The organism is Dietzia sp. 2505 (genome assembly GCF_040546785.1).
Classification (GTDB): Bacteria; Actinomycetota; Actinomycetes; order Mycobacteriales; family Mycobacteriaceae; genus Dietzia.
Genome location: NZ_JBEPON010000008.1, coordinates 201,568 through 226,037, shown reverse-complemented (window position 1 = coordinate 226,037; position 24,470 = coordinate 201,568). Strand labels below are relative to the sequence as shown.

The 24,470-nt window shown below is 72.4% G+C and carries 22 protein-coding genes; 18 read left to right on the top strand and 4 right to left on the bottom strand.

The window, feature by feature from the left end:
* Both ABIE38_RS15645 and ABIE38_RS15640 read right to left on the bottom strand, forming a co-directional pair.
* The coding region (locus ABIE38_RS15645; RefSeq protein WP_354057796.1) for an HNH endonuclease signature motif containing protein at positions 1-1,371 on the bottom strand (1,371 nt) is incomplete at its 3' end.
* Positions 1,372-1,580: 209 nt separating this feature from the next.
* Positions 1,581-2,216: a helix-turn-helix domain-containing protein gene (locus tag ABIE38_RS15640; RefSeq protein ID WP_354057794.1), complete on the bottom strand. Its 636-nt coding sequence runs from the start codon at positions 2,214-2,216 to the stop codon at positions 1,581-1,583.
* Between the two features lie 182 nt (positions 2,217-2,398).
* Between ABIE38_RS15640 and ABIE38_RS15635 the strand changes: the two genes are divergently transcribed.
* The 12 genes from ABIE38_RS15635 (at position 2,399) to ABIE38_RS15580 (ending at position 17,387) form a co-directional block, all read left to right on the top strand.
* The gene (locus ABIE38_RS15635) at positions 2,399-3,808 is read left to right on the top strand and encodes an amidohydrolase family protein (protein ID WP_354057792.1); all 1,410 of its coding nucleotides are present in this window, start codon (positions 2,399-2,401) and stop codon (positions 3,806-3,808) included.
* The gene (locus ABIE38_RS15630) at positions 3,805-4,569 is read left to right on the top strand and encodes an ABC transporter ATP-binding protein (RefSeq protein ID WP_354057790.1); all 765 of its coding nucleotides are present in this window, start codon (positions 3,805-3,807) and stop codon (positions 4,567-4,569) included. The genes ABIE38_RS15635 and ABIE38_RS15630 overlap by 4 nt, the downstream gene beginning before the upstream one ends.
* A 20-nt stretch (positions 4,570-4,589) precedes the next feature.
* Positions 4,590-5,516 (top strand): ABC transporter permease, encoded by a 927-nt coding sequence (locus tag ABIE38_RS15625; protein WP_502914796.1) that lies wholly within the window; start codon positions 4,590-4,592, stop codon positions 5,514-5,516.
* A 134-nt stretch (positions 5,517-5,650) separates the two neighbouring features.
* Positions 5,651-6,829 (top strand): substrate-binding domain-containing protein, encoded by a 1,179-nt coding sequence (locus ABIE38_RS15620; protein ID WP_354057788.1) that lies wholly within the window; start codon positions 5,651-5,653, stop codon positions 6,827-6,829.
* A gap of 36 nt (positions 6,830-6,865) precedes the next feature.
* Complete coding sequence (locus ABIE38_RS15615; protein WP_354057786.1) at positions 6,866-8,194, top strand: FAD-binding oxidoreductase; 1,329 nt, start codon at positions 6,866-6,868, stop codon at positions 8,192-8,194.
* Entirely contained in the window at positions 8,191-9,000 is an 810-nt protein-coding gene (locus tag ABIE38_RS15610) for a creatininase family protein (protein ID WP_354057784.1), read from the top strand. Before ABIE38_RS15615 ends, ABIE38_RS15610 begins: the two co-directional genes overlap by 4 nt.
* Entirely contained in the window at positions 8,997-9,635 is a 639-nt protein-coding gene (locus ABIE38_RS15605; RefSeq protein ID WP_354057782.1) for a pyridoxamine 5'-phosphate oxidase family protein, read from the top strand. The genes ABIE38_RS15610 and ABIE38_RS15605 overlap by 4 nt, the downstream gene beginning before the upstream one ends.
* 42 nt (positions 9,636-9,677) lie before the next feature.
* Positions 9,678-11,111, top strand: coding sequence for an amidohydrolase family protein (locus ABIE38_RS15600; protein ID WP_354057780.1), 1,434 nt, complete (start codon positions 9,678-9,680; stop codon positions 11,109-11,111).
* Positions 11,108-12,487 (top strand): 8-oxoguanine deaminase, encoded by a 1,380-nt coding sequence (locus ABIE38_RS15595; RefSeq protein ID WP_354057778.1) that lies wholly within the window; start codon positions 11,108-11,110, stop codon positions 12,485-12,487. The genes ABIE38_RS15600 and ABIE38_RS15595 overlap by 4 nt, the downstream gene beginning before the upstream one ends.
* A gap of 6 nt (positions 12,488-12,493) precedes the next feature.
* Positions 12,494-13,399 carry an FAD binding domain-containing protein gene (locus ABIE38_RS15590; protein WP_354057776.1) on the top strand — a complete coding sequence of 302 codons (906 nt, stop codon included), beginning with the start codon at positions 12,494-12,496 and terminating at the stop codon, positions 13,397-13,399.
* Complete coding sequence (locus tag ABIE38_RS15585; RefSeq protein WP_354057774.1) at positions 13,396-16,023, top strand: molybdopterin-dependent oxidoreductase; 2,628 nt, start codon at positions 13,396-13,398, stop codon at positions 16,021-16,023. Before ABIE38_RS15590 ends, ABIE38_RS15585 begins: the two co-directional genes overlap by 4 nt.
* Entirely contained in the window at positions 16,020-17,387 is a 1,368-nt protein-coding gene (locus tag ABIE38_RS15580; RefSeq protein WP_354057772.1) for an amidohydrolase family protein, read from the top strand. The genes ABIE38_RS15585 and ABIE38_RS15580 overlap by 4 nt, the downstream gene beginning before the upstream one ends.
* 64 nt (positions 17,388-17,451) lie before the next feature.
* Here ABIE38_RS15580 and uraH read toward each other — a convergent pair whose 3' ends face one another.
* Positions 17,452-17,775: a hydroxyisourate hydrolase gene (gene uraH / locus ABIE38_RS15575; RefSeq protein ID WP_354057770.1), complete on the bottom strand. Its 324-nt coding sequence runs from the start codon at positions 17,773-17,775 to the stop codon at positions 17,452-17,454.
* Positions 17,776-17,785: 10 nt separating this feature from the next.
* Positions 17,786-18,334 carry a 2-oxo-4-hydroxy-4-carboxy-5-ureidoimidazoline decarboxylase gene (locus ABIE38_RS15570; RefSeq protein ID WP_354057769.1) on the bottom strand — a complete coding sequence of 183 codons (549 nt, stop codon included), beginning with the start codon at positions 18,332-18,334 and terminating at the stop codon, positions 17,786-17,788.
* Positions 18,335-18,724: 390 nt separating this feature from the next.
* Between ABIE38_RS15570 and ABIE38_RS15565 the strand changes: the two genes are divergently transcribed.
* Genes ABIE38_RS15565 through ABIE38_RS15540 form a run of 6 tightly spaced genes read left to right on the top strand, consistent with a single transcriptional unit; the run spans position 18,725 to position 24,406 of the window.
* A complete protein-coding gene (locus ABIE38_RS15565) occupies positions 18,725-19,045 on the top strand; it encodes an urease subunit gamma (protein ID WP_354057767.1) in 321 nt (106 codons plus the stop codon).
* Complete coding sequence (locus ABIE38_RS15560) at positions 19,042-19,863, top strand: sirohydrochlorin chelatase (RefSeq protein WP_354057765.1); 822 nt, start codon at positions 19,042-19,044, stop codon at positions 19,861-19,863. Before ABIE38_RS15565 ends, ABIE38_RS15560 begins: the two co-directional genes overlap by 4 nt.
* Positions 19,864-19,890: 27 nt before the next feature.
* The gene (ureC, locus tag ABIE38_RS15555; protein ID WP_354057763.1) at positions 19,891-22,035 is read left to right on the top strand and encodes an urease subunit alpha; all 2,145 of its coding nucleotides are present in this window, start codon (positions 19,891-19,893) and stop codon (positions 22,033-22,035) included.
* Positions 22,032-22,748 (top strand): urease accessory protein UreF, encoded by a 717-nt coding sequence (locus ABIE38_RS15550; RefSeq protein WP_354057761.1) that lies wholly within the window; start codon positions 22,032-22,034, stop codon positions 22,746-22,748. Before ureC ends, ABIE38_RS15550 begins: the two co-directional genes overlap by 4 nt.
* A gap of 54 nt (positions 22,749-22,802) precedes the next feature.
* Positions 22,803-23,438 carry an urease accessory protein UreG gene (ureG, locus tag ABIE38_RS15545; protein WP_179523264.1) on the top strand — a complete coding sequence of 212 codons (636 nt, stop codon included), beginning with the start codon at positions 22,803-22,805 and terminating at the stop codon, positions 23,436-23,438.
* Entirely contained in the window at positions 23,435-24,406 is a 972-nt protein-coding gene (locus tag ABIE38_RS15540) for an urease accessory protein UreD (RefSeq protein WP_354057759.1), read from the top strand. Before ureG ends, ABIE38_RS15540 begins: the two co-directional genes overlap by 4 nt.
* Positions 24,407-24,470 lie beyond the last annotated feature (64 nt).

Here is a 24,470-nt window from a genome sequence, read left to right as displayed (position 1 = left end):
AGCAGCAACCTCACGCACCTGGCATGCACCAACACCGACAACGTCACAACACGACCTCCACGATCCGTGTTGCACCGACCACTGGAATTCACCCACGTACGAACCGTCGGAATCTCGGTAGTAGGCCCACACCCCGTCGGTCTTGAGTCTGTGGTGGAAGCGGCAGAGGGTGCCGAGGTCGTCGCACGTCGTCGGTCCGCCCTGGTCGGGGTGGTCGTGGTCGAAGGGGACGATGTGGTCGAGGTCGGACTTCTCGGCGGGTGTCTGGCAACCGGGGAAGACGCACGTACCGTCACGTCCCCGGCAGAAGCGGGCCAGGGCCTCGGACGGGGTGTGGCGCCGGGCGGCGGCGGTGTCCGGGTCCGCGAGGTCGGAGAGCGCGGTGATCCTCCGCCTGGCTTCCCGCTGCAGTTCGTCAGCGGTGTGCCCGGTGACCGGCCCGTAGCCGGCGAGGGTGATGCCGCGATCGTCCGGGGTGCCGTCGTCGTAGGCGTGGATGATGACTCGGCGGGCCGCAGGCCTGGCTTCCGGGTCGGTGGGGTGTTCTCCTCGCGGGTCGGGGAGGCAGGTCCAGCCGCGGCTTAGTGCCAGCAATCCGGCGGCGGGGAGCTGGCCGAGGGGGCGCGGATCGTCGGCCGGGGCTGTGCGGGCGAGGGCCTCGATACGATCCGCGATCTCCAGGGCGTCCTCGGCGGTGAGCGTGGCGGTGATGATCGCCCGGTCGTCACGTAGGGGGACCAGCTCCACGTCCTGGTCACGTCGCGCCTGCCGGGCGCGGGCATCGGCACCGAGTGGATCGCAGGCCGCGACGGTCTTGATGAGCATCTTGCGCAGAGGACCGAGTCTCGGCGGGTGGGTCCGGCGCCTGGTGGGAGCCAACCCGTCGCTGATCCGCCGATCGAGTTCGGGCATGAGGTGATCGTCCACCAGGGCCGTCTCCTCGGCGATGGTGTGCGCGGCGAGGATTCCTATCCATCCGGTCGCCAGGAGCGCCGCCGTCCGTGGGAGCCGTTCGGTCAGTTCGACCGCGGTGGTCACCAGGCGGGAAGCACCGTGGCGTGAGAGCGCCATGGAAGCGCCGATCATCGTGGCGGCGGCTTCCCACGGATCGCGGTGGCGGTCGTTCTCGGTGGCGAAACGGTCAGTGGCGGAACGGACGCAGTCGTAGGCATAGGCGAGCGTCCGACCCTCGGCCGCGTAGATCGTCCTCTGGGCGAGGTAACCGCGTTGCTGACCCGGGTCCCACCGGGCGAACGCCTCGGGGACCAGGACGGGGAGCGCCGGTCCCGTGGAGGTGGTGAATCCGGCAGGCGGGATGAGCGCCTCGGGAGGGTCGACGTCGTCGGAACCAGGGGGCGGTGTGGAGGTCATGATTCGATCGTATGTTCGAGGTCCGACACGATGTGGATGCGCCGACTCCCTCGGCCTGACCTGGTATGCCCTGCACGTGGCGTTCAGGGCATCGCAGGTCAGCGGGGTGCGGAGGGGCGGAGACGGAAGGTGAGGGTGTGCGGGTCCTGACCTGGTGTGCCCTGCCGGGTCCGTTCAGGGCGCCCCAGGTCGGGCGGGTGCGGGGCGACTCAGCCCGGTCGTGCCACGATCAGGCAGGCCCGCCCGCCCTCGGGCACGTACCAACGGTGGGGGAGGGTGCCGTCGTACCGCGCGACATCCCCGGCCTCCAGGCGGCTGAGCGACTCGCCCACCTCGAGTAGGACCGTGCCCCTGGTGACGTACACCCATTCGCGGCCCGGGTGTTCGAAGAACCGACCCGGCACGTGGTTGGTCTCCACGAACTCGAGGAACTGGGTGTCGTTGGGTCCGCCCGGAAGCAGCCGGGTGTGCCCGCCGACGGTGCCCTCCGCACGGGTGAGGATGGCGCCCTCCGAGGCGCGACGGATGTCGACGTGTTCGCCCGCCGCTGTCGGCGAGCCCTGGGTCGAGGTCGGGTCCCCCGCCGGTCCGTCGGGGCCTCCGGGCGTCGGATCGACGGCGTCGACCGCCTCCAGTAGGTGCGCCTGGGTGGTACCCAAGGCGTGGGCGAGCCCCTCGAGCGTCGACATGCTCGGTGCCGCCTTGCCGCGCTCGATCTGACTGAGGAACGGTTGCGAGATTCCGGCGTGGCCGGCCACCTCCACCAGGGTCAGGCCGAGCTGCTGACGGTGGTGCCGGATGCGTGCACCCAGGCGGGCGAGCCCGTCCTCACGTAACCCCGACACCGGTGGCTCCCATCGTTCGTGAGCGGTTACAGATCAGATCCGGCGAGGTAATCCGGGCGAAACACCCACCCGTGACACTGATCTGTATTGACGAGGTCAATATCCCGCGTCCTGGTCGAAAGCGCAAGGGCACCACGCCGACCCGGTCAGGGACGATCCGGCAGAGCAGGAGAACCCAGTCAGTGGACACACTTTCCCGCCAGCGTGGTGACGGGGCCCCGGAGCCGGGCGCCACCGCCCCTGGGCCTGATGCCACCGCCTCGCGGCCAGACGGCACCGCCGGTAGGCCAGACGGCACCGCCGTGAGGCAGGTCGACCGCATCGCCGGGGTGGGGCTGCTCGACGGCCGGGTGGTCGACGTGGACATCGAGGGCGGTGTGGTCGTGGCCGTCACCGAGGCCGTCACCCGGGCCGGTGACGCGGGAGTCGATGTCACCGGGGGGTCGGGATCGGCGGGATCTGCGGTGATCGACGGTCGCGGCTATCTGGCCCTGACGGCGCCGGCCGAACCGCACGCCCACCTGGACAAGGCCCTGAGCTGGAGCGCGACCCGCCCGCCGGGCTGCGATCTCGGCGCCGCGATCGACGCGTGGCGGGCCTTTGCGGTCACGGTGGGCGAGGACGAGATCCACGGGCGGGCACTGGCGGCGGCGCGGCGACTGGTGGCCAGCGGCACCACGGCGGTGCGCACCCATGTGGATCTGCACAGCGAGGGTGACCCTCTGCGCGGGGTCCGGGCCCTGGTCCGGGTACGCGACGAACTCGCGGACGAGCTGGACCTGCAGATCGCGGTGATGGTCCGGGACGAGGACCCCGCCGAGCGGGCCCGCGACGCGATCGCGGCCGGGGCCGACCTCATCGGCGGCGCGCCGCACATCGCCCCCGACACCGCCGCGGAGACGCACAGGTTGATCGACCTGGCCGAGGAGCTCGGGGTGGGTGTCGATCTGCACGTCGACGAGTTCCTCGACGGCGACCACGGCATGCTCACGGCCTTCACCGATCGGGTGGCGTCGTGGGAGCCGGGCCGGATCCGGACGGCCGGCCACTGCTGCCGGATCGGCGCGATGGACGCCACCGGGCAGGCTGCCGCGGCCACCGCGCTGAGCGGCGCGGATGTCGGGGTGGTGACACTGCCCGTCACCAACCTCTACCTCCAGGGGCGGGCGGAGTGCACGTCCACGCCGCGCGGGTTGCCCCCCGTGAGGGCCCTGCTGGACGGCGGCGTCACCGTCGGCGCGGGGGCGGACAACGTGCGCGACCCGTTCAACCCGGTCGGCCGGTCCGACGCGATCGAGACGGCGATGTTGCTGGTGGTCGCCGCCCACCTGGACATGGACACCGCATGGCACCTCGTCACCGACGGCGCGCGCGAGGTGATGGGCCTCCCGGCCGCCGGCCCCGTTCCCGGTCGTCGTGCGGATCTGCTGCTCGTGCGCGCGAGCGGGCTCGACGACGTGATCGCGGACGCGCCGGTGGACCGGATCGTGCTGCGCGCGGGTCGTGTGGTGTCCGCGAGGGCGTCCGTCGTCGTCGACCCCTTCCTCACACAGACCTCGACCCACCCGCCCGACCTCCAGGAGGCACCATGACGATCCCGGCCCGCCCCGTCCTCCGGCCCGGAACCGAGATACTCGGCTTCTCCGACGTCGGGGTCACCTACCCCAACGGCACCCGCGCGCTCGAGGGCGTGGATCTCCGCGTGGGGGCCGGAGAGTTCGTCAGCGTGGTGGGACCCTCCGGCTGCGGCAAGTCCACGCTGCTGGGTCTGGCCTCCGGCCTGGCGACCCATACCGACGGTTATATGCAGACCGGCACGGACCGCGTGGGGTACGTCTTCCAGGACGCCACACTGCTGCCCTGGCGCACCGTCGCCCAGAACGTCGAGATGCTGGCCGAGCTCGACGGGATCGGCAAGGCAGAGCGGCGACAGCGGGTGCAGGAGGCGATCGACCTCGTGGGCCTGTCCGGCTTCGAGCAGTCCCTGCCGCGAGAGCTGTCCGGCGGCATGAAGATGCGGGTGTCGCTGGCCCGGTCGCTGACGCTGGAACCAGAACTGTTCCTGTTCGACGAGCCGTTCGGGGCGCTCGACGAGATCACCCGCCAGCGCCTCGGAGACGAGCTGCTGGGGTTGTTCGCGGCCAAGCGGTTCGCCGGCCTGTTCATCACCCACTCGGTGTCGGAGGCGGTGTACCTGTCGACCCGCGTCGTGGTGATGTCCGGCCGTCCCGGGCGCATCGTCCACTCCGTCGAGGTGCCCTTCGACGTCCCCCGCGACCCCGAGGTCCGCTACTCGGCCGAATACATCAACCTCGTCGGCGAGGTTTCCCAGGCACTCGAGGAGGCACACTGATGGACAACACCACCACCGCCATGCCGGCTCTCCGAGCGGGTCGGGCCGCTCCTGTCCCGGCCGCGCCGGGAGAGGAGCCGGTTCCGGACGACGGCGCGGGGACCGGAGGCGCGGGGTCCCAGGGTGCGACGACGACGAGGAACCCGCGACTGCGGATCTCCGCCGACGGAGCGCTGGTGCGGATCGGCGGCCCGCTCGTCGTGTTGGCCCTGGTCCTGGGGCTCTGGTACGTCGTGAGCTACGTGGTGCTCGAGCCTTCGCGCCGGTTCCTGATGCCCGCTCCGCACGTCGTCATCACCGACGGTTTCCTGGGCCCCAACCTCCCGGCCATGCTCGATGCGCTGGGACGGACGACGGTGGTGGCGCTGACGGGCCTGGCGATCGCCTTCGTGATCGGGGTGGTGTGGGCGATCGTGATGAGCCAGGAGACCTGGGCGGAACGTTCGCTCTTCCCTTACGCCGTGGTGCTGCAGTGCATCCCGATCCTCGCGCTGGTGCCGCTCATCGGTTTCTGGTTCGGGTTCGGTTTCACCGCGCGGGTGTTCGTCTGCGTGCTGATCGCCCTGTTCCCGATCGTGTCCAACACCCTGTTCGGACTCAAGTCGGTGGACCCGGGGCTGCGGCGTCTGTTCAAGCTCCACCACGCCGGTCGGCTCACGGTGCTGCGCAAACTCGAGGCGCCGGCCGCACTGCCCGCTCTGTTCGAGGGCCTGAGGGTGGCCGCCGGTCTGTCGGTGGTGGGAGCGATCGTCGGCGACTTCTTCTTCAAGCAGGGGGACCCCGGGATCGGGATCCTCATCGACACCTATCGGGCCCGGCTGCAGTCGCCGGAGTTGTTCGCCTCCATCCTGCTGGCCTCGCTGCTCGGTGTGGCCGTGTTCCTGGCCTTCGGGCTGCTCTCACGCAAGGTGGTGGGCCGGTGGTACAACGCCGACGACCAGCGGTGATGCCGGGAGTATCACTGCGCCCTTAACCCACATCTGCCCGAGCGGCAACACAACGGAAACGAAGCACCGCTTCACTATAGATATTGATCACGTCAATACGGGAGGCCGGATCCGGTCCCCGGGAGGAGACCCCCATGCGCCGCACCCACACCACCAGGACCGTGCTCTCCGTGGCCGCCCTGTGCACCCTCGGAGCCGCCACGCTGACCGCCTGCGGCTCCGACTCCGAGTCCACCGAGGCCGCCTCCGGTTACAGCGGGGAGATCGGGGCGGTGGATCTCAGTGAGAGCTGTCCCGCCACCGTGGTGGTCCAGACCGACTGGAACCCGGAGGCCGAGCACGGCCATCTCTACGAACTGCTGGGGCCGGATCCGACGATCGACGCCGGAGCCAAGGCTGTCTCGGGTCCACTCTTCGCCTCCGGCGAGTACACGGGTGTGGACGTGGAGATCCGTACCGGCGGGCCGGCGATCGGCTTCCAGCAGGTCACCGCGCAGATGTACCAGGACACCGACATCATGCTCGGGTACGTGGACTCCGACCAGGCCGTGCAGAACTCCCTCAACAACCCGACGGTCGGGGTGTTCGCCCCGCTCGACATCAATCCGCAGATGATCATGTGGGACCCGGAGACCTACCCCGACGTGGCGCGGATCGCCGACCTCAAGGACGAAGGCACGCGCGTCCTGTACTTCGAGGGCAACGCGTACATGGACTACCTCACAGGTGAGGGCATCCTGGATCCCGCGCAGGTCGACGGAAGCTACGACGGCTCGCCCTCCAACTTCGTCGCGGCGGGCGGGGCGGTCGCGCAGCAGGGCTACGCCAGCGCCGAGCCGTTCATCTACGAGAACGAGGTCGCCGAGTGGGGCAAGCCGGTGGCCTACGAGCTGCTCCACGACACCGGATACCCGATCTACAAGTCCATGATGGCGGTGCGCTCGGCCGAGCTCGAGGACAACTCCGCCTGCCTGGAGGAGCTCGTCCCGGTCCTGCAGCAGGCCGAGGTCGACTACTTCGCGGACCCGGACCGCACCAACGCGGTGATCGTCGACGCCGTCGAGCAGTTCAACACCGGGTGGGTCTACAGCGCCGAACTGGCCGACTTCGCCGTCGAGGCCATGCTCGACCGCGAGATCGTCGGCAACGGCCCCGACTCGACGGTCGGCAACTTCGACGAGGAACGCCTCGCCGACATCGTCGGAATGGTCACGGGCATCTACGAGGCCGCCGACGTCGCGATCGCCGAGGACGTGGCACCGGAGACCATCGCGACCAACCGGTTCATCGACCCGGCCATCGGGATGAACTGACCCCCCAGTGACCACCCGATACAGGAAGGCACCCCAGTGAGCGAGACCCAGACGGCGTCGCCGACGGCTCCCACGGCCCCGGACGTGGCCGGACTCGTCGAGGATCTGAGCGACCTGCTCGGACCGGAACTCGTCCTCACCGACGACCGCAGTCTCGACAAGGCGTCCCAGGACGGCTCGTACCTCAGTCCGATCCTGCGAGCGCAGTGGCCGATCGGCCGCCCCGAGGTGGTCGCCCGGCCGACGAGCGTCGAGCAGGTCCCGCCGATCGTCCGCGCGGCGGTCCGCCGCGGTGTCCCCATCACCTCACGGGGGAAGGGCACCGGCAACTACGGGCAGGTGGTCCCGCTGCACGGGGGGCTCGTGCTGGACCTGACCGCCCTGCGGGGGATCGACCGGGTGGATCCGGAGGCCGGGACGGTCACCGCCGAGGCCGGCGTGCGCATGATGAGTCTGGAGAAGCGCCTCGCACGCGACGGGTCGCAGCTGTGGATGTACCCCTCGACCGTGCAGTCCACCCTGGGGGGCTTCCTGGCCGGGGGGTCCGCCGGAACCGGGACGATCGTCCACGGTCGCAACCACGAGGGGTTCGTCGAGGCGCTCGACGTGGTCTACGCCCACCCCGACGCAGAGATCGTGCACCTGAGCGGTGAGGACGCCCAGCCGTTCGTGCACACCTACGGGGTCGCGGGGATCATCGTCCGCGCCAGCGTGCGGATCGAGCCCCTCCAGGACTGGCGCTGCGTCTACGCCAGCTTCGACGACCACCACGACGCGTTCGCGGTTGTCCCGCATATCCACCGGCTCGACCCGGCTCCGCGACTGTGCTCGGCCGATGGCGCCCACGTGGCATCGTGTCTGCCCGCGGACGAGGCGATCCCCGCTGGAAGGGCGAGCCTGCGTGCGATCGTCGACGCGTCCGTGGTGGACGAGGTGCGCGCGATGGTCACCGGGGCCGGCGGAGTCGTCGAGGCGGTGCGTCAGGGGGTCAACGAGTCCATCAAGGTCTCGACCCTGTCCTACAACCACCCCACCCACTGGTTGCAGAAGGCGGAACCGGACACGTGGTTCCACATGGAATGCCAGGGCGACGCCCTGGTGGAGCGACTGGACGAGGTCGAGGCCGTCTACCCGGGCGGGACCCTGCACCTCGAGGCCGGCCACGGCCGCATGTTCGGGATGCTCAACGGGCACTACACCGACCCGGAGGCGGCCTACGCGGGAGTACCGGTCCTGGAGGACCTGGGCGTGATGGTGCACTCCCCGCACCAGTACCGGGTCGACCACGGCACCGAGGAGGTGCGGAAGCTGGCCGCCCGGACAGACCCCTACGGCCTGCTCAACCCCGGGCGGTGGGAGGAATGATCGGGCCCGCTCGCCGCTACGCGGACCTGAGCACCGTCGAGGCCGCTCGGGTGGGCCGGGGCGATCCCGTCGCCGTCATCCCCGCCGGCGCGATCGAACCCCACGGCCCCCACCTGCCCCTGGCCACAGACCTGATCGTGGCCGAGGAGGTGGCCGCCCGGGCGGTGGCCGCCGCAGCAGGGGTCGACGCCTGGCTCATGCCCGCCCTCGGATACACCAAGAGCGACGAGCACTCCTCGTTCCCCGGGGCGATGTGGATCACCGCGGACACCCTGCTGGCGCAGGTCCGTGAACTCGGCTCGGCGTTGCGTGCCAGCGGGTTCGGCCGCGTGCTCTTCGTCAACTGCCACGGCGGCAACTCCGCCCTGCTGGAGGTGGCGCTCCGGGAACTGCGCAGACGCAGCGGCCTGCGGACCTTCCTCTACGCCGGCAGGGCCGTCCCGGGCCCCACAGAACTCGGCATGGGGATCCACGCCGGGTGGGCCGAGACGTCGATGATGCTCCACCTGCGCCCGGACCTCGTCGACATGTCCGTGGCCGAGGCCAGGGTCCCGACCGGGCTCGCGGGGTGTCAGCACATCGGCTTCACCGGCCCCGTGAAGTTCGGTTGGCTGGCCGACGACCTGTCCGACACCGGGGTGATCGGCGACCCCACCGGCGCCGATCCCGACACCGGTGCGCGGTTGGTGGCCGATCACGTGGACACCGTGGTCGGCGCGCTCGCGGAGATCGCGGTCTTCGACCCGGCGCGTGGGGGCCCCGGCGCCGACCTCTCCGCCGTCGCCGCAGGGGGAGGTGCGCGATGACGGCCGCCGAACTGCCCGAGACCCGGGCAGGCGAGGAACCCGAAGCGGTGGAGACCACCATGCCGGAGCCGGGCGATGATCCACTGGTCGCGATGGTGGCCTGGCTGGCCGTCGACCCCCTCGACCCGCCCCTGGGCGTGTTGGCCACCGTCGACCCGGACGGGACGCCGCGGTGCCGGCACCTCCTGATCTCCGGCGTGACCCCCGACGGGCCGACCTTCCACACGGACTCGCGATCCCAGAAGGTGGTGGACCTCGCGGCGAATCCCCGCGCCACCCTCGTGGTCCTCAGTTCCGACCGGACCCGCCAGCTCACCATGACCGGCCCCGCGTCGCCCACGGATCACGACGAGCAACTGCGGACCTATCGCGACCGGACCCCGTATCTCAAGCTCCTGGCCTGGACCAACACTCCCGCCACGGCGGCCCTGCCCCCGTCCGCACGCCGGCAGGTGTGGGCGGAGGCCGTCGCCCGGCACGGCCCCACCCCGCAGGACCCGCCCGACACCTGGACCGGCTACCGCCTGCGGCCCGAGACGGTGACGTTCTGGCGGGGCGAGCCCGACGCGCCCTCACACCGCCGTCGGTTCCACCTGCGTCCCGGCGGCTGGCTGGCCGAGGACCTCCCGGGCTGACACGTCGTCCCGTCCGTCCGCCCCCAGAACGAGAGACCCCTCATGATCACCTTCACCGATGCGCTCGTCATCCCCGTGACGACGACCGCGACGACGACCGCGACGACGACCGCGGCCGACGCCCCGCGGTGGTTCCACGGCTGGGTCCACGTCGACCGGGACGGGCTGATCGCGGGGCTGGGTCCCGGTGACCCGCCGCCCGGTCTGCCCGGGACAGTCCACGACCTGGGTGGGTCGATCCTGGCTCCCGGGTTCGTCTCCGCGCACAGCCACCTGTTCACCGCCGGGATGCGCGGCATCGCCCCCGACGACACGCTCTACGGGTGGGTCTCACGGATGGGCGAGATGATGGTCGGGGCCGAGGCCGAGGACCTGTACTGGTTCACCCTCGCCGGCTGCCTGGACTTCCTGCGCAACGGCGTGACCAGCGCCTACAACTTCACCCAGAGCCGGGTGGTGGCGGTGTTCGACCACGCCACCTCGACCCTGGTCGCGGAGCGGGTCCACGACGTCGACTTCCTCACGCGACAGATCGACGCGCAGGCCGACTCGGGGCTGCGGTGTGTCACCTCGACCCGTCTGGACGACGAGCAGCTCCCCGAGGCCGAGTGCTTCGAGGCGTTCGCCCACGTCACCGAGCACCGCCGGCGCACGGTCCCCCGGGACCTGGACCTGGGCGGGTCGGTGTTCGGCTCGGTGCAGTGGTCGTCGTCGCCGGTCACCGCCGAACGCGAACGGCACACCATGGACACCCACGCCGTGGGTAACCAGGCGCATTTCGTGGAGACCGCCGAGCACCTCGAGGTGCAGCGGTCCAAGTTCGGCTGGTACGACCGCGCCGGGGTGCTGGGCCCGGACTTCTCCTTCGGCCACTTCGTCCACCCCACCGAGCACATGGTCCGCCGCGTGGCCGAGACCGACTCCGCGGTGATCTGGCAGGCCACCTCCAACGGCCGGCTGGGGTCCGGTATCGCCGACGTCACCGGGTACCGGGCCGCGGGCATCCGCGTGGGGATGGGGCTGGACGACCAGTCCTGTACCGACGTCTCCGACCCGTTCCAGAACATGCGCATCGGCCTCTACACCCAGCGTGCCGTGCACTCCGACGCCTCGGTCCTGGCCGCGCACGAGGTGCTGCGGATGCACACACTCGGTGGCGCGGAGGCGCTCGGTCTGTCGGGGAGGATCGGCAGCATCGAGGTGGGCAAGCACGCCGACCTGCTGGTCGTGGACCCCACCGCGCCGGCCACCGGGCCGATCTGGGACCCGGTGGCCACGTACGTCCTGGCCTGTTCGCTGCGCAATCTCACGCACGTGTACGTGGGTGGGAGGCTGGTCGCCGAGGGGGCGCGCAGCCTGCACCCGCTCGCGGACGAGGCCGACGCCCAGCTCACCGAGCGGATGGTCCGCTCGGCGCGGGCGCGCGGGTTCATCCCGGCCTACATGCGCACGGCAGCCGTGGGGGTGCGCTCGTGACGGCGGGGGTCGGCGACGCCGTCCTGATCGAGAACTGCGCGGTCGCGACCATGGACGACCGCGGCGGCGAGTATGCCAGTGGCCACGTGCTGCTCATCGGTGGCCGGATCACCGCGGTCGGGGCGGGGCCCTGCGACCCGGCGCTCGTACCCGCCGGTGCGGACCGGGTCGACGGCACTGGCTGCCTGGCCACGCCGGGCCTGGTCAACACCCACCACCACCTGTACCAGTGGCTCACCCGCGGGCTCGCGGCAGACGCCACGCTCTTCGAGTGGCTCACCGCCTCCTATCCGGTGTGGGCCGGCATCGACGCCGACGACGTGCGCACCGCGGCGCTCGGGGGGCTCGCGCACCTCGCGTTGGGTGGCTGCACCACCACCACCGACCACCACTACGTCGTGCCCGCCGACGCCGGTGACGTGTTCGCCGCCGAGATCTCCGCCGCCGCCACGGTGGGACTGCGCTTCCACCCCTCGCGCGGGTCGATGGACCTGGGACGCAGCGACGGCGGACTGCCGCCGGACTCGGTGGTGGAGGGCATCGACGCGATCCTGGCGGGCACGGCCGAGGTGATCGACCGGCACCACGACGCCTCGCCGGGGTCGATGTGTCGGATCGCCGTGGCCCCCTGCTCGCCGTTCTCGGTGACCGGCGACCTCCTGCGCGAGAGTGCGGAGTTGGCCCGCGAGCGGGGAGTGCGCCTGCACACACACCTGGCCGAGACCGACGACGAAGAGGTGTTCTGCCGTGAGCGGTTCGGCAGCACCCCGATGGAGTACATGGAGTCCGTCGGCTGGACCGGCCCCGACGTGTGGTTCGCCCACACCGTGCACCTGGACGACCCGGCGATCGCCGCGATGGCCGCCGGAGGCATGGCGGCCGCGCACTGCCCGGTGTCCAACGGTCGGCTCGGCGCCGGGATCGCGCGGGTACCCGACATGCTGGCCGCGGGAGTGACGGTGGGGCTGGGCGTCGACGGCGCCGCCAGCAACGAGTCGGGCGTCCTGTGGGAGGAGATGCACCAGGCGCTTCTGCTGGCCCGGGCCACCCGGGGCCCGCGGGCCATGGACGTGCGGACCGCACTGCGGATGGCCACCGTGGAGGGCGCCCGGGCGTTGGGCCGCCAGGACGAGATCGGCCGCCTCGCACCGGGCTACCTGGCCGACGTCGCACTGTGGCGCCTGGACACCCCCGCGCACGCCGGCATCGACGACCCGGTGGCCGCGCTGGTCCTGGGCTCCCGGCCGCCCATGGCCGGGGTGTGGGTGCAGGGCCGACGCGTGGTCGCGGACGGCCGGGTGCTCACCGTGGACACCGATGCCGTGGCCCGCGACGTCGTGGCCGCTCGTCGTCGCCTGCTGGCCAGGGCCGGGTGAGCTGCGATGGATCTCGTGTCCGTCACCGGACTCCACCGTCCGCGCACCCGCGACGAGGCGCACGAGGCGCTCCTGGCCGGGGCGGTGCCCCTCGCCGGAGGGACCGCCCTGTACGGTGAGGCGCACCTCCACCCCGCCGGCGCCGCGGCCCCGCCGGGGGAGACGACCCCGGTCACCGCTCTGGTGGACCTGCTCGACCTGGGCTGGCCCGACGTCGAGGCGCTGCCCGACGGTGGCCTGCGGGTCGCGGCGACCGCGTCGCTGCGGACCGTGCTCGATCACCCGCTCACCGCGGAGCTCCGGCCCTTCCTGCACGACGCGTTCTCCTGCCTGCTCGCGTCGTGGAAGATCTGGGCCCGCGCCACCTGGGGAGGCAACCTCTGCGCCGCCCTGCCCGCCGGAGCCGGCACCGCGGCCGCCTGCACCCTCGGGGCGACCGCCGAGATCTGGACCCCCGACGGTGGCACCCGCACGATCCCCGCCGCGGACGTGGTGACCGGACCGGGCCGGACGTCCCTGGGCCCGGGGGAGATCCTGCGGGCGCTGGGCATCCCCGCCGCGGCGGGGCGTGCGCGCTACGCGGTCCGGCGCCACTCGCTGGTGCCGAGCGGGCGCTCGGGGTCAGTGGTCACCGGCCGTCTGGACCCGGACGGCCGCTGCACACTGGTCGTCACCGCCGCGGTGCCGGCCCCGCAGATCCTCGAGTGGGACGCCGCGCCCCCGCCCGAGGTCGCCGCGGCCGCGGTCCGCGACCTGCCCCACTGGCACGACGACCCCCAGGGCCACCCGAGCTGGCGCCGCCACGTCGCGGGGATCGCGGCCCTCGCCGTCGTCGTCGAACTGGGCGGCGACCCCGGCACCCACCCCGGCACCCACCCCGGCACCCACCCCGGCCAGGAGGAGGAGACATGAAGATCTCGATCGACGGGAGCGACTACGCGCCCACCCCGCGCCCCGGCCAGTGCCTACGGACGCTGCTGCGAGAGCTCGGCCAGTTCGCGGTCAAGAAGGGCTGCGACACCGGCGACTGTGGCGCCTGCACGGTGCTGGTCGACGGCGTGCCCACCCACTCCTGCGTCCTGCCCGCGCACCGGGCCGAGGGCGCCGATGTGCGCACGGCCGCCGGGGTGCCCGACGAGGTCCCGGCGGCGTTCGCCCGCGCCGCCGGGTTCCAGTGCGGGTTCTGCACGTCGGGGATGGTCACCACGGTCACCGGACTGGACCACGCGCCGTGTTCTCGCGACGGGGGTCCGGCCACGCGGACCGCCGCGATGAAGGGCAACCTGTGCCGCTGCACCGGCTACCGCGCGATCGAGGACGCGCTCGACGGTGCCGCGAACACCTGCCCGGCCGGGGGCGTCGGCCGCCCCGTCGCCGCGCCCGCCACCGAGCGCGTGGTGCGCGGAGCCGAACCCTTCACCCTGGACACCGAGCTCACCGGCTGCGCCCACCTGGCGGTGCTGCGCTCCCCGCATGCGCACGCCCGGATCGTGGAGATCGACGCCACCCGCGCCCTGGCCATGGACGGCGTGGTGGCCGTACTGACCCACCACGACGACCCCGATGTACTGTTCTCCACCGCCCGCCACCAGCGGCGCACCGACGACCCCGACGACACCCGCGTGCTGGACCCGGTGGTGCGCTATCACGGTCAACGCGTGGCCGTCGTGGTGGCCGAGACCCCACAGCTCGCCCGCCTGGCCTGCGAGGAGATCGTCGTGCGGTACGAGGTCCTGCCGTCGGTGCTGGACCCCGACGCCGCGCGGAAGCCCGGGGCGCCGGCCATCCACGGGGACAAGGGCCCCGCGTCCCGGATCGCCGACCCCGCGAGCAACGTGGTGGCGAGCTGGCGCGGCGCGGTGGGGGACGTCGAGGCCGGGGTGGCCCGCGCCGCGCACGCGGTCACGGGCACCTGGAGCACCTCGCGGGTGCAGCACACGCACCTGGAGACGCACGCGGTGATCGTCCGCCACGTCGACGGCGGGCCCCGGTGCGGGGGCGCGCTCGACATCCGCTCGTCCACGCAGGTGCCGTTCCTCGTCCGCGACGAGTTGGCGTGGATCTTCGGCCTGGAGCGGGACGACCTGCGCGTCCACGCCGCCCGCGTGGGCGGGGGATTCGGCGCCAAACAGGAGATGATCGTCGAGGACCTCGCGGTGCTGGCCGCCCTGCGGACCGGTCGCGACGTGGTGTGGGAGTACAGCCGCGCCGAGCAGTTCACCTCCGCCACGGTGCGCCACCCCTACCGCGTGACGGCGACGGTCGCGTGCGATGCCCGCGGCCGGCTCACCGCACTGGACCTGGACGTGCTCTCCGACGCGGGCGCCTACGGCGGGCATTCGCCGGGCGTGATGTTCCACTCCATCACCGAGTCGGTGGAGCTCTACCGCTGCCCGGCCAAGCGGGTGTCGGCGGAGGCCGTCTACACCACCACCGTGCCGTCCGGGGCCTTCCGCGGGTACGGGCTGGGGGAGGTGGGCTTCGCGCTCGAGAGCGCGCTGGACGAGCTCGCCGAGGCCGCCGGGATCGACTCCGTGGAACTGCGGCGGCGCAACGTGGTGCGCCCGGGTGACCGGTTGGTGAGTTCGGCGGGCGACGACGACGAGCTGGCCCTGTCCTCCTACGGACTCGACGACTGCCTGGACCTGGTCGCCGGGGCGCTGGAGTCGGGGCGAGGGGAGTCGGCCCCACCCGGATGGTCCGAGGGGACGGGGGTCGCGCTGTGCATGATCGCCACCAACCCGCCCGGGGGGCACCACGGTTCGGCCCGCGTGGAGATCGACGCCGACGGCGTCGTGCACGCCTACGTGGGCACCGCGGAGTTCGGCAACGGCACCGCCACCGTGCACACGCAGATCGTGGCCGAGGTGCTGGCGGTGCCCTCCGACTCGGTGGTGCTGCACGCCTCGGACACCGCCCAGCTGACCCACGACACCGGTGCGTTCGGGTCCGCCGGGACCGTGGTGGGCGGGCGCGCCCTGCACCGGGCCGCGACCCGGGTCGCCGACCTGCTGCGTGCCGGGGCCCACCTTCCCGTGTCCGCCGAGGGGTCGGCCGACGGGTTCGGTCGGCAGGCGGCGTTCACCGTCCAGGGCGTGCGCGTGGCCGTGTGCCCCGAGACGGGGACGGTGAAGATCCTGCACAGCGTCCACGCCGTGGACGCCGGGCGGGTCCTCAACCCGCAGCAGTTGCGGGGCCAGGTGGAGGGCGGCGTCGCGCAGGCGCTGGGGGCGGCGTTGTACGAGCAGGTGCTGCTCGACGACACCGGAGCGGTCGCCAATGCGACCCTGCGCCACTACCACCCGCCCCGCATGGGTGATGTGCCGCGCACCGAGGTCTTCTTCGCCGACACCGTCGAACCGCAGGGCGTGCTGGGCGCCAAATCCATGTCGGAGGCGCCCTACTGCCCGGTCGCCGCGGCGGTGGGGATCGCCGTCCGGCGGGCCACCGGGGTGCGGCAGGACTCGATCCCGTTGACGCCGGACCGGGTGTGGATGCGGTCGTTCGCGGGGTCGGCGACCGGGGTCGTCGCGTGAGCGCGCGGGTCCTGCGGGTCACGGGCGCCGGCGCGATCTGGTCCCCGGGACGCGAGTTCGCCGACGCCGCCACGGTGGAGTGCGTGGACGGGCGGATCGCCGATGGTCCGATTGCCGATGGTCCGACTGCCGCTGGTCCGACTGCCACCGGCTCCGCCGACGCGGTGGTCGAGACCCTCGACGCCCGCGGCGGCGTCGTCACCCCGGGCCTGGTCAACGCGCACCATCATCTGTTGCAGAGTGCGTTCCGGACGCTGCCCGGCACGCGCGGGGTGGAGATGTCGGTCTGGCTCGGGCGGATGCGCGAGGCCTACGCCGCCGCCCGGGTGGACCCCGACCTGGTGTGGCTCGCCGCCCGGGTGGCCCTGGCGGAGTCGCTGCTGTGCGGGGTCACGACCGTCGCAGACCACCACCTGACCTGGCCGCCCGGGGTGGACCCTGTGCAGGTCGCGGGGGCCGCCTTCGACGCCGCCGGCGACGTGGGCGCTCGTCTGGCCTTCGTTCGCGGAACCGCCGGGTGCGACCCGTACGCGGCCGCGGCGTCCGTGGCGGAGGTGCACGCGGCGCACCTGCCCGGTGCGCGGAGTGGGGTCACCGGCGACGGCATGCGCCAGTTGGCGGTGGGGCCGTCGGGAATCCACGCCGACGGGCCCGCCACGTTCGCCGCGCTCGGCGAGGTCGCGCGGGCCCTCGGGCTGCGCCGGCGCACCCAGGCCAACGAGCAGGTCGACGTGACCCGGGCCGTCGAGCAGTACGGGCGGCGGCCCCTGGAGCTGCTGGAGGAGTGGGGGTGGCTCGACCCGGATGTCACCCTGGCCCACCTGTGCGACATCACCGACTCCGAGGTGGCGCTGGTCGCGGGGAGTGGAGCCACCGCCACCCACGCCCCGGCCTGCGATCTGCCGATGGGGTGGGGAGTGGCCCCCGTGGCGCGACTGCTCGACCGCGGGGTGCGCGTCGGACTGGGGACCTCGGGCGGCGGCAGCAACGACGCCGGGCACCTGCTCGCCGACGCACGGCTGGCGATGCAGGTCGCCCCCCTGGCCGGGCGGCCGCTGGACGCAGTGGAGGCTCTGACCATGGCCACCGCCGGCGGAGCGGACGGACTGGGTCGGCCGGAGCTGGGACGGCTGACCCCGGGATCAGCGGCCGACCTGGTGGTGTGGGACGTCTCCGGGGTGGCAGACGCCGGCGTGGCCGATCCGGTCCGAGGGCTGCTGTGGGCCTCACCCGGACGCCGGCCGCGTCACGTGGTGGTGGGCGGCCGCGTGGTGGTGCGGGACTTTGAGCTCGTCACCGCCGAGGAGCAGGGGCTGGCCGCGGACCTGCGCGAGCAGTGCACATGGAGGGGGATCGGCCGCTGACCTGGGGCGCCCTGCGAAGCCGGTGCAGGGCACCCGAGGTTAGAGCGTGGGGGAGGTCCGTGTCTCAGGACCCACGGTAGGTGCTGTGGCCGAACGGCGAGAGGATCAGCGGCACGTGGTGGTGGGCGGCCGGATCGGTGACCTCGAAGCACACCACCGCCTCCGGGTAGAAGCCGCGGAGCCCCTGCGCGCGGTGGTAGGCCCCGGTATCGAAATGCAGCCGGTACACCCCGGCCCCGATCTCGACCCCACCCAGTTCCGGCGCCCGTCCGTCGGTGTCGGTGGTCCCGGCGGCCAGTTCCGCTCCGGCGGAGTCGGTGAGCCGGTAGGTCAACCCGGCGGCGGGAGTCCCGGTGGCCGTGTCCAATGCGTGGGTACTCAGGGACATCAGGCGCTCCTCACAGTGCGCCCGTGTCGAGCAGGCGGTCCAGCCGCAGCGCATTGATCCTCGCCAGGTGCTCGCGTGTGCACGCGAGTTCCTCGGCCGCGCCGAGTGCGATCCTCCTGTCGAGTTCGCTCACGATCTCCCGCGCGGACAACCCGGTGGCGCAGACGAGGAACGCGTGGCCGAAGTGCTCGGCGTGGCGGCGCTGCCCCTCGGACAGGCGCCGGGCCAGCTCGGAATCACCGGTCGCCGCCGCGCTCTGCTCCCGGGCCGAGGCGTCCCCGACCGGTTCGGCGCCCGCACCCACGTTCGCCCCGATCGGCGGGTGCGCGTCGACCGCGACCAACACATCGCCGTCGCTCTGCTCGGCGAGCACCCGCCGGGCAGCGGCGTGCAGGGCCTCGCGCGAGCGGTAGGGACGACCCTCCAGCACCGCCTGTGCCCATCCGGCCGAACCCGAGAGTTCCGTCAGGACCGGCAGCAGGTCGTCCGCGGGTGCGGTGTCGAAGCCGCGCAGGGCGGGGTCGTCGGTCGCCGTCATCGCGGTGGTGTTCGGTGCCATCGGCTCATCATGGCAGCCGGGAGGGCCCGGATCACGGGCGACGCGGGAGTCGTAACGCGCCGTAACACCAGTGCCGCCGGAGCCGCCCCGAGTGGCCCCGCCCGTGCTCTCGCCCGCGTGGCCCGGGGCCCTGACCTGCGGTGCCCTGATCGCCCTCTGCAGGGCGCCGCAGGTCAGCGGGTTGCGGCAGTGGGGGTGGGGCTCCCGACGGCCCGGTGCTCTGACCTGCGGTGCCCTGATCGACGCCCGCAGGGCACCGCAGGTCAGGGGTACGCGCGGCCTTCCGTGTCGGCGTAACACAGCCGACACACGGCGGTATTAGCGTGGTCAACAGCCCCGGCGTGCACCCACCCGGCGCGCTGATGCCCGAGCACGAGAGGACCTCAGAGGATGAAGCTCACCCCCCGCGAGCTGGACAAGCTCACCCTGTTCACCGCGGCGGAGGTCGCGCGGCGCAGGCTCGAGCGTGGGGTGCTGCTCAACGTCCCGGAGGCCACCGCGCTCATCTCGTGGGAGATCGTCGAGCACGCCCGCGACGGTCGCACCGTCGCCGAGTGCATGGACCTCGGACGTCGGGTCCTCGACGCCGGACAGGTCATGGCCGGAGTGGTGGAGCGGCTGCCGATGATCCAGGTGGAGGCCACCTTCCCGGACGGCTCCAAACTGGTCACTGTGCACGATCCCGTCGGCCCGGCGGAGCAGCAGGCGTGACCGCCCACTCGCCGGTGCACGAGCACGCCCACCAGCACACAGACCCGGCCACCGCCAGGGTCGTCGCGGCGCTGGGTCCGGAATCGGAGCAGATGCCCGATCTCGGATTCCCGTCGGCCGCGCCAGGGCGTGGACTGGCGGACCTGGTGGCGGCGGAGGGCCAGTCGGGTGACCTCGTCGTCGTCGTCCCCATGACGTTCGGCCGGGCACCCACGGTGATCGCCGACTGCGCCCGCACCCTCCGTGACGTCCGGGGCCGCACCGGCGGCGCGCGGCTCGCGCTGACCGCGCCGCTGGGCGATGCCACGATGCTGGTCACCCGCCTGCGCGCCGCGATCCGACGGCACGAGCTCGGAGACGCCGCAGCCGACTCGGTGCTCGTGGTGAGTCCGGCGATCGACCCGTTCGCCGACGCCGAGCTGTTCCGCCTGGCCCGTCTCGCTCGGCAGTACGGCCGGCCAGGATTGGTCGAGGTCGCGTTCCACGGCGGCACCGAGCCGGACCCCGACCTGGCCGGAGGGCTCGCGCGGCTGGATGCGCTCGGGTCGGAGCGTCCGATGGTCGTGAGCGCCACGTTGGCCCCGGCTCCGGTCATCGGACGACGCCTGCCCGGTGAGGGCGAGTACCTGATGGGCCCGGCGGTGTTGCGCAGCGTGATCGACACCCGCGTGCGCGAGGCGGTCCACCGGCTCGACCACGGCGCCGATGGTCCGGCTGGCGCTGACGGCATCGACCCGGCGCTCGACGCCGAGGACGGCCACGGCTACGCCCACTCCCACGTGGCGGCCGACGGCAGCGTCTACACCCATTCCCACTAGGCACACCCACCAACCCCGAGGAGCGCGATGTCCGGATCCGGGAAGTACAAGTACGGCGACGGCGACATCACGCTGGGCGCCGGGCGCGCGACCGTCGAGCTCGCGGTGACCAACACCGGCGACCGCGCGGTCCAGGTGGGCTCGCACTACCACTTCTTCGAGGCCAACCGGGAGCTCCGGTTCGACCGGCCGGCCGCCTACGGGCGCCACCTGGCGATTGGCGCGGGCCTGGCGGTGCGGTTCGAACCCGGACAGACCCGCACGGTGCGGCTAGTGGACTACGCGGGCGAACGCGTCTGCCACGGCTTCTCCGGGCTGGTCGACGGTCCCCTCGACGACCCGGTCGTGCGGGAACGCGCGATGGCCCGCATGCGCGACGGGAGGTTCCTGTGCGACGACCCGGACGGTGTGCCCGTCGCCGAGGGCCCCCCGACCGTGCTCCCGCGCGCGACCTATACCGACATCTACGGACCCACGGTCGGCGACCGGCTGACGTTGGCGGACACGGTGTTGACCGTCGAGATCGCCGCCGATCACAACGCCGTCACCGCCGACGGTTCATCCGGCTACGGCGAGGAGGCCGTCTACGGCGGCGGCAAGGCGATCCGGGACGGCATGGCGCAGGACCCGGCCGGCACGCGGGCCTCGGGCGCACTCGACCTGGTGATCACCGGGGCCACGATCCTCGATGCGGTGATCGGGGTGGTCAAGGGAGACATCGGGGTGCGCGACGGCCGGATCGTGGCCGTGGGCAAGGCCGGCAACCCGCACCTGCAGGACGGCGTGCACCCCGACCTGGTGATCGGCCCCGGTACGGAGGTGGTGGCGGGCGAACACAAGATCGTCACCGCCGGGGGAGTGGACACGCACATCCACTTCATCGCCCCACAACAGGTGGACGAGGCCCTGTCCAACGGGGTGACCACCATGTTCGGCGGCGGGACCGGCCCGTCCGAGGGCACCAAGGGGACCACCTGCACGCCGGGCGCCTGGAACATCGGCCGGATGCTGCAGGCCGCCGACGGGCTCCCGGTGAACATCGGGATCCTGGGCAAGGGCAACACCTCCCAGCCCGAGTCGGCGGTCGAGCAGATCGTGGCCGGGGCGGCCGGGCTGAAGATCCACGAGGACTGGGGGACCACCCCGGCGGCCATCCGCTGCGTGCAGGAGGTCGCCGACCGGTACGACGTGCAGGTCGCGATCCACACCGACACCCTCAACGAGTCGGGCTTCTACGAGGACACCCGCGCGGCATTCGGCGACTCGACCATCCACACCTTCCACTCCGAGGGCGCCGGCGGCGGCCACGCGCCCGACATCCTGCGGGTGTGCGGCGAGCCCAACGTGCTGCCCGCCTCCACCAACCCGACGCTGCCGTACACGGTCAACTCGGTCGACGAGCTGCTCGACATGGTGATGGTCTGCCACCACCTGTCGCACGACATCCCCGAGGACGTGAGCTTCGCCGACTCCCGCGTGCGGGCCGAGACCATCGCCGCCGAGACCGTGCTGCACGACGAGGGCATCATCTCGATCTTCTCGTCCGACTCCCAGGCCATGGGACGGATCGGGGAGTCATGGCAGCGGGCGTTCCAGACCGCCCACCACTGCCGGGTCGAGCGCGGGCCGCTGCCCGAGGACAGTGACCGCAACGACAACGAGCGGGTCCTGCGCTACGTCGCCAAGATGACGATCAACCCCGCCATCGCCGCGGGAATCGCCGATCACCTGGGGTCAATCGAACCCGGCAAGCTGGCGGACCTGGTGGTGTGGCCGGTCGACTCGTTCGCCGCCAAGCCCTCGCTGGTGATCAAGGGGGGAATGATCGTGTGGGCGCCGATGGGGGACCCCAACGCCTCCCTGCCCACCCCGCAGCCGGTGATCTACCGCCCGATGTTCGGCGCGTACGGCGGGGCCATGCAGTCCACGCGCGTGACGTTCCTGTCCGCGGCGGCGATCGAGGCGGGCGTGCCCGAGGAGCTGGGCCTGACCTCACAGTGCCTGCCCGTGCGCGGGTGCCGGGGGATCGGCAAGAAGGACATGGTCCGCAACGACCGCTGCCCGCGGATCGAGGTGGACCCCGACACGTACGTGGTGACCGTCGACGGCGAGCCCGCCACCATCGCCCCCGCCACCACGCTGCCGCTGGCCCAGCTGCACTACCTGGCATGAGCGGCACCGATCTGTCGCGGCTGCTGCTCGCGTTGCAGTTCACCGACTCGTCCTTCCCCTCCGGGATGTACACCCTGTCCCACGGGCTCGAGGGGCTCGCCCAGCGCGGTGAGGTCGACGCCCGGCGCCTCCCGGAGGTGCTGCACTCGATGCTGCGCCACGCCATCGGCCCGGCCGACTCGGTCGCGCTCGCGCTCGCGTGGGCGGCCACCCGCGAGCACGGGGGCCAGGACACGGACGCACTGCTGGAGGCGGTGACCCGCATCGACCGACGACTGCACGCCACCCGGCTGACGCGGGAACTGCGCGACGGCGCCACCCGCACGGGAAAGCAGGTACTGGACCTGGCGGCCGAGCTGCTCGACGACCCGGTGGTCAGCGCCTGGAACGCGCACGTCAGGGCCCGCCGGTCGCCGGGGTCCCAGTCCGTGGTGATGGGGGTGGTCTACGCGCGCGGGGGGCTGGACCAGCGGGACGCCGTGGCCGCCGACCTCACCGCCGTGGTGATCAGCCTGGCCGGCGCCGCACTGCGCCTCCGGCTGGCCGACCACCGCAGTGCCCAGGCGTTGGTCCGCGGTGCGGCGCCCGTCATCGAGGAGGTCGCCGACGCGGCCGTCGGCACGGTGCTGGAGGATCTGGGCGGGTTCGCGCCGGTGCTGGACCTGGCCAGTTGCCACCACGAGAGCTCCGACGCCCGGCTCTTCGCCAGCTGACACACACCCACACGCACGCCACCCACACGGAACGCCACGACGGAAGGGACGCACATGACCGAGGGACAGAACGTGTTGCGCATCGGGATCGGCGGGCCCGTGGGCTCGGGCAAGACCGCGCTGATCGAGGCGCTGGTGCCCCTGCTCATCGAGCGCGGCCGGGCCCCCGCGGTGATCACCAACGACATCTACACCCAGGAGGACGCCGAGCACGTCCGCCGCACACTGGCCGGGGTCCTGGACCCCGCCAAGGTGGTGGGCGTGGAGACCGGGTCCTGCCCCCACACCGCCGTCCGCGACGACCCCACCATGAACCTGGCCGTGGGCGCCGAGATGCTGGAGGCCCACCCGGACGTCGACACCCTGATCTTCGAGTCCGGCGGGGACAACCTCACCCTGACGTTCTCGCCCGCGCTGGTGGACCTGTTCCTCTTCGTCCTGGACACCGCCGAGGGTGAGAAGATGCCGCGCAAGCGGGGCCCCGGGATCACCGAGTGCGATCTGCTGGTGATCAACAAGATCGACATCGCCAAGTACGTCCGCTGCGACCTGGGGGTGATGAGCTCCGACGCCGACCGCGTGCGCTCCGGCAAGCCGGTCGTGCTGACCGACTGCCTCAGCGGCACCGGCGTCGACGAGGTGCTGGACTACTTCGAGTCGCGTCGCGCGGACCTGCTGCCGAGCGCGTGACCGCACCCGTGTCCCGGGCCGACCGGCTGGCGCGCGCGGCCGATCCCGGCCACGTCTCGGCCGTCGTGGCGGCCGGTCCGGCGTACGCGGCCGGGTCGCTGCCCGTGGGATCCCCGGGGAAGGTCGGCGTGCTGGACCTGGACTACCGGGTCGACGCCGCCGGGCGCACCGTCCTGGCCGGCCGCTACCAGAAGTCGCCTCTACAGGTGATGCGCTCGCTGTACGTCGACCCGGTGCTGCCCCACGTGCCGGTAACCTATCTCATGTCGACCGGCGGGGGAGTGGTGGGCGGCGACCGGCTGGATATCGACGTCCGGCTGGCCGATGGGGCCCACGCGGTGATCACCACCCAGGCCGCCACGCGCATCCATCGCATGGACGCCGGCTTCGCCACTCAGAACGTCGCGTTGACGCTGGGATCCGGCTCGGTGTGCGAGTGGGTTCCCGACCCCCTCATCCCGTACGCCGGGAGTCGGTTCCAGCAGCGACTGCGGGCGACCGTCCCCGAGGACGCGGTGCTGGTGGTCTCCGACGTGCTCACCGCCGGCCGGGTGGCACGCGGCGAGCGGTGGGCGGTGGACGCGCTGGTCTCCCAGGTGGAGCTCAGTCGACCCGACGGCACCCCGGTGGTGGTGGACACCACGCGGATCGTGGGTGGAGAGGGTGGAGTGGGTCCCGACGACGACATGGTCACCGGCGGGTCCGATGCGGTCGGCACGCTGTTCGTCCTGGCGCCGGGGCCGGCGACGGACCTGGCGGTCTCGATGCGGGCGGCCATCGGTTCCTCCGAGAGCGTGCGCTGGGGTGAGGTGCGCTGTGGCGTGAGCACCCTGCCGGAAGGGTGCGGGGCGTGGGCCCGGGTGGTGGGCGGCACCCCGGAGGCGGTGGAGGCCGCTGTGCGCGCGGTGTGGTCCGCCGCGCGTGGGCACGTGCTGGGGGCCCCGGCGCCGGATCTTCGCAAGGGCTGAGAAACACAGGGTTCACTGCAGGTGGATTGAGGCAACACAGACGAAACACTGTGGAACCGTGCGG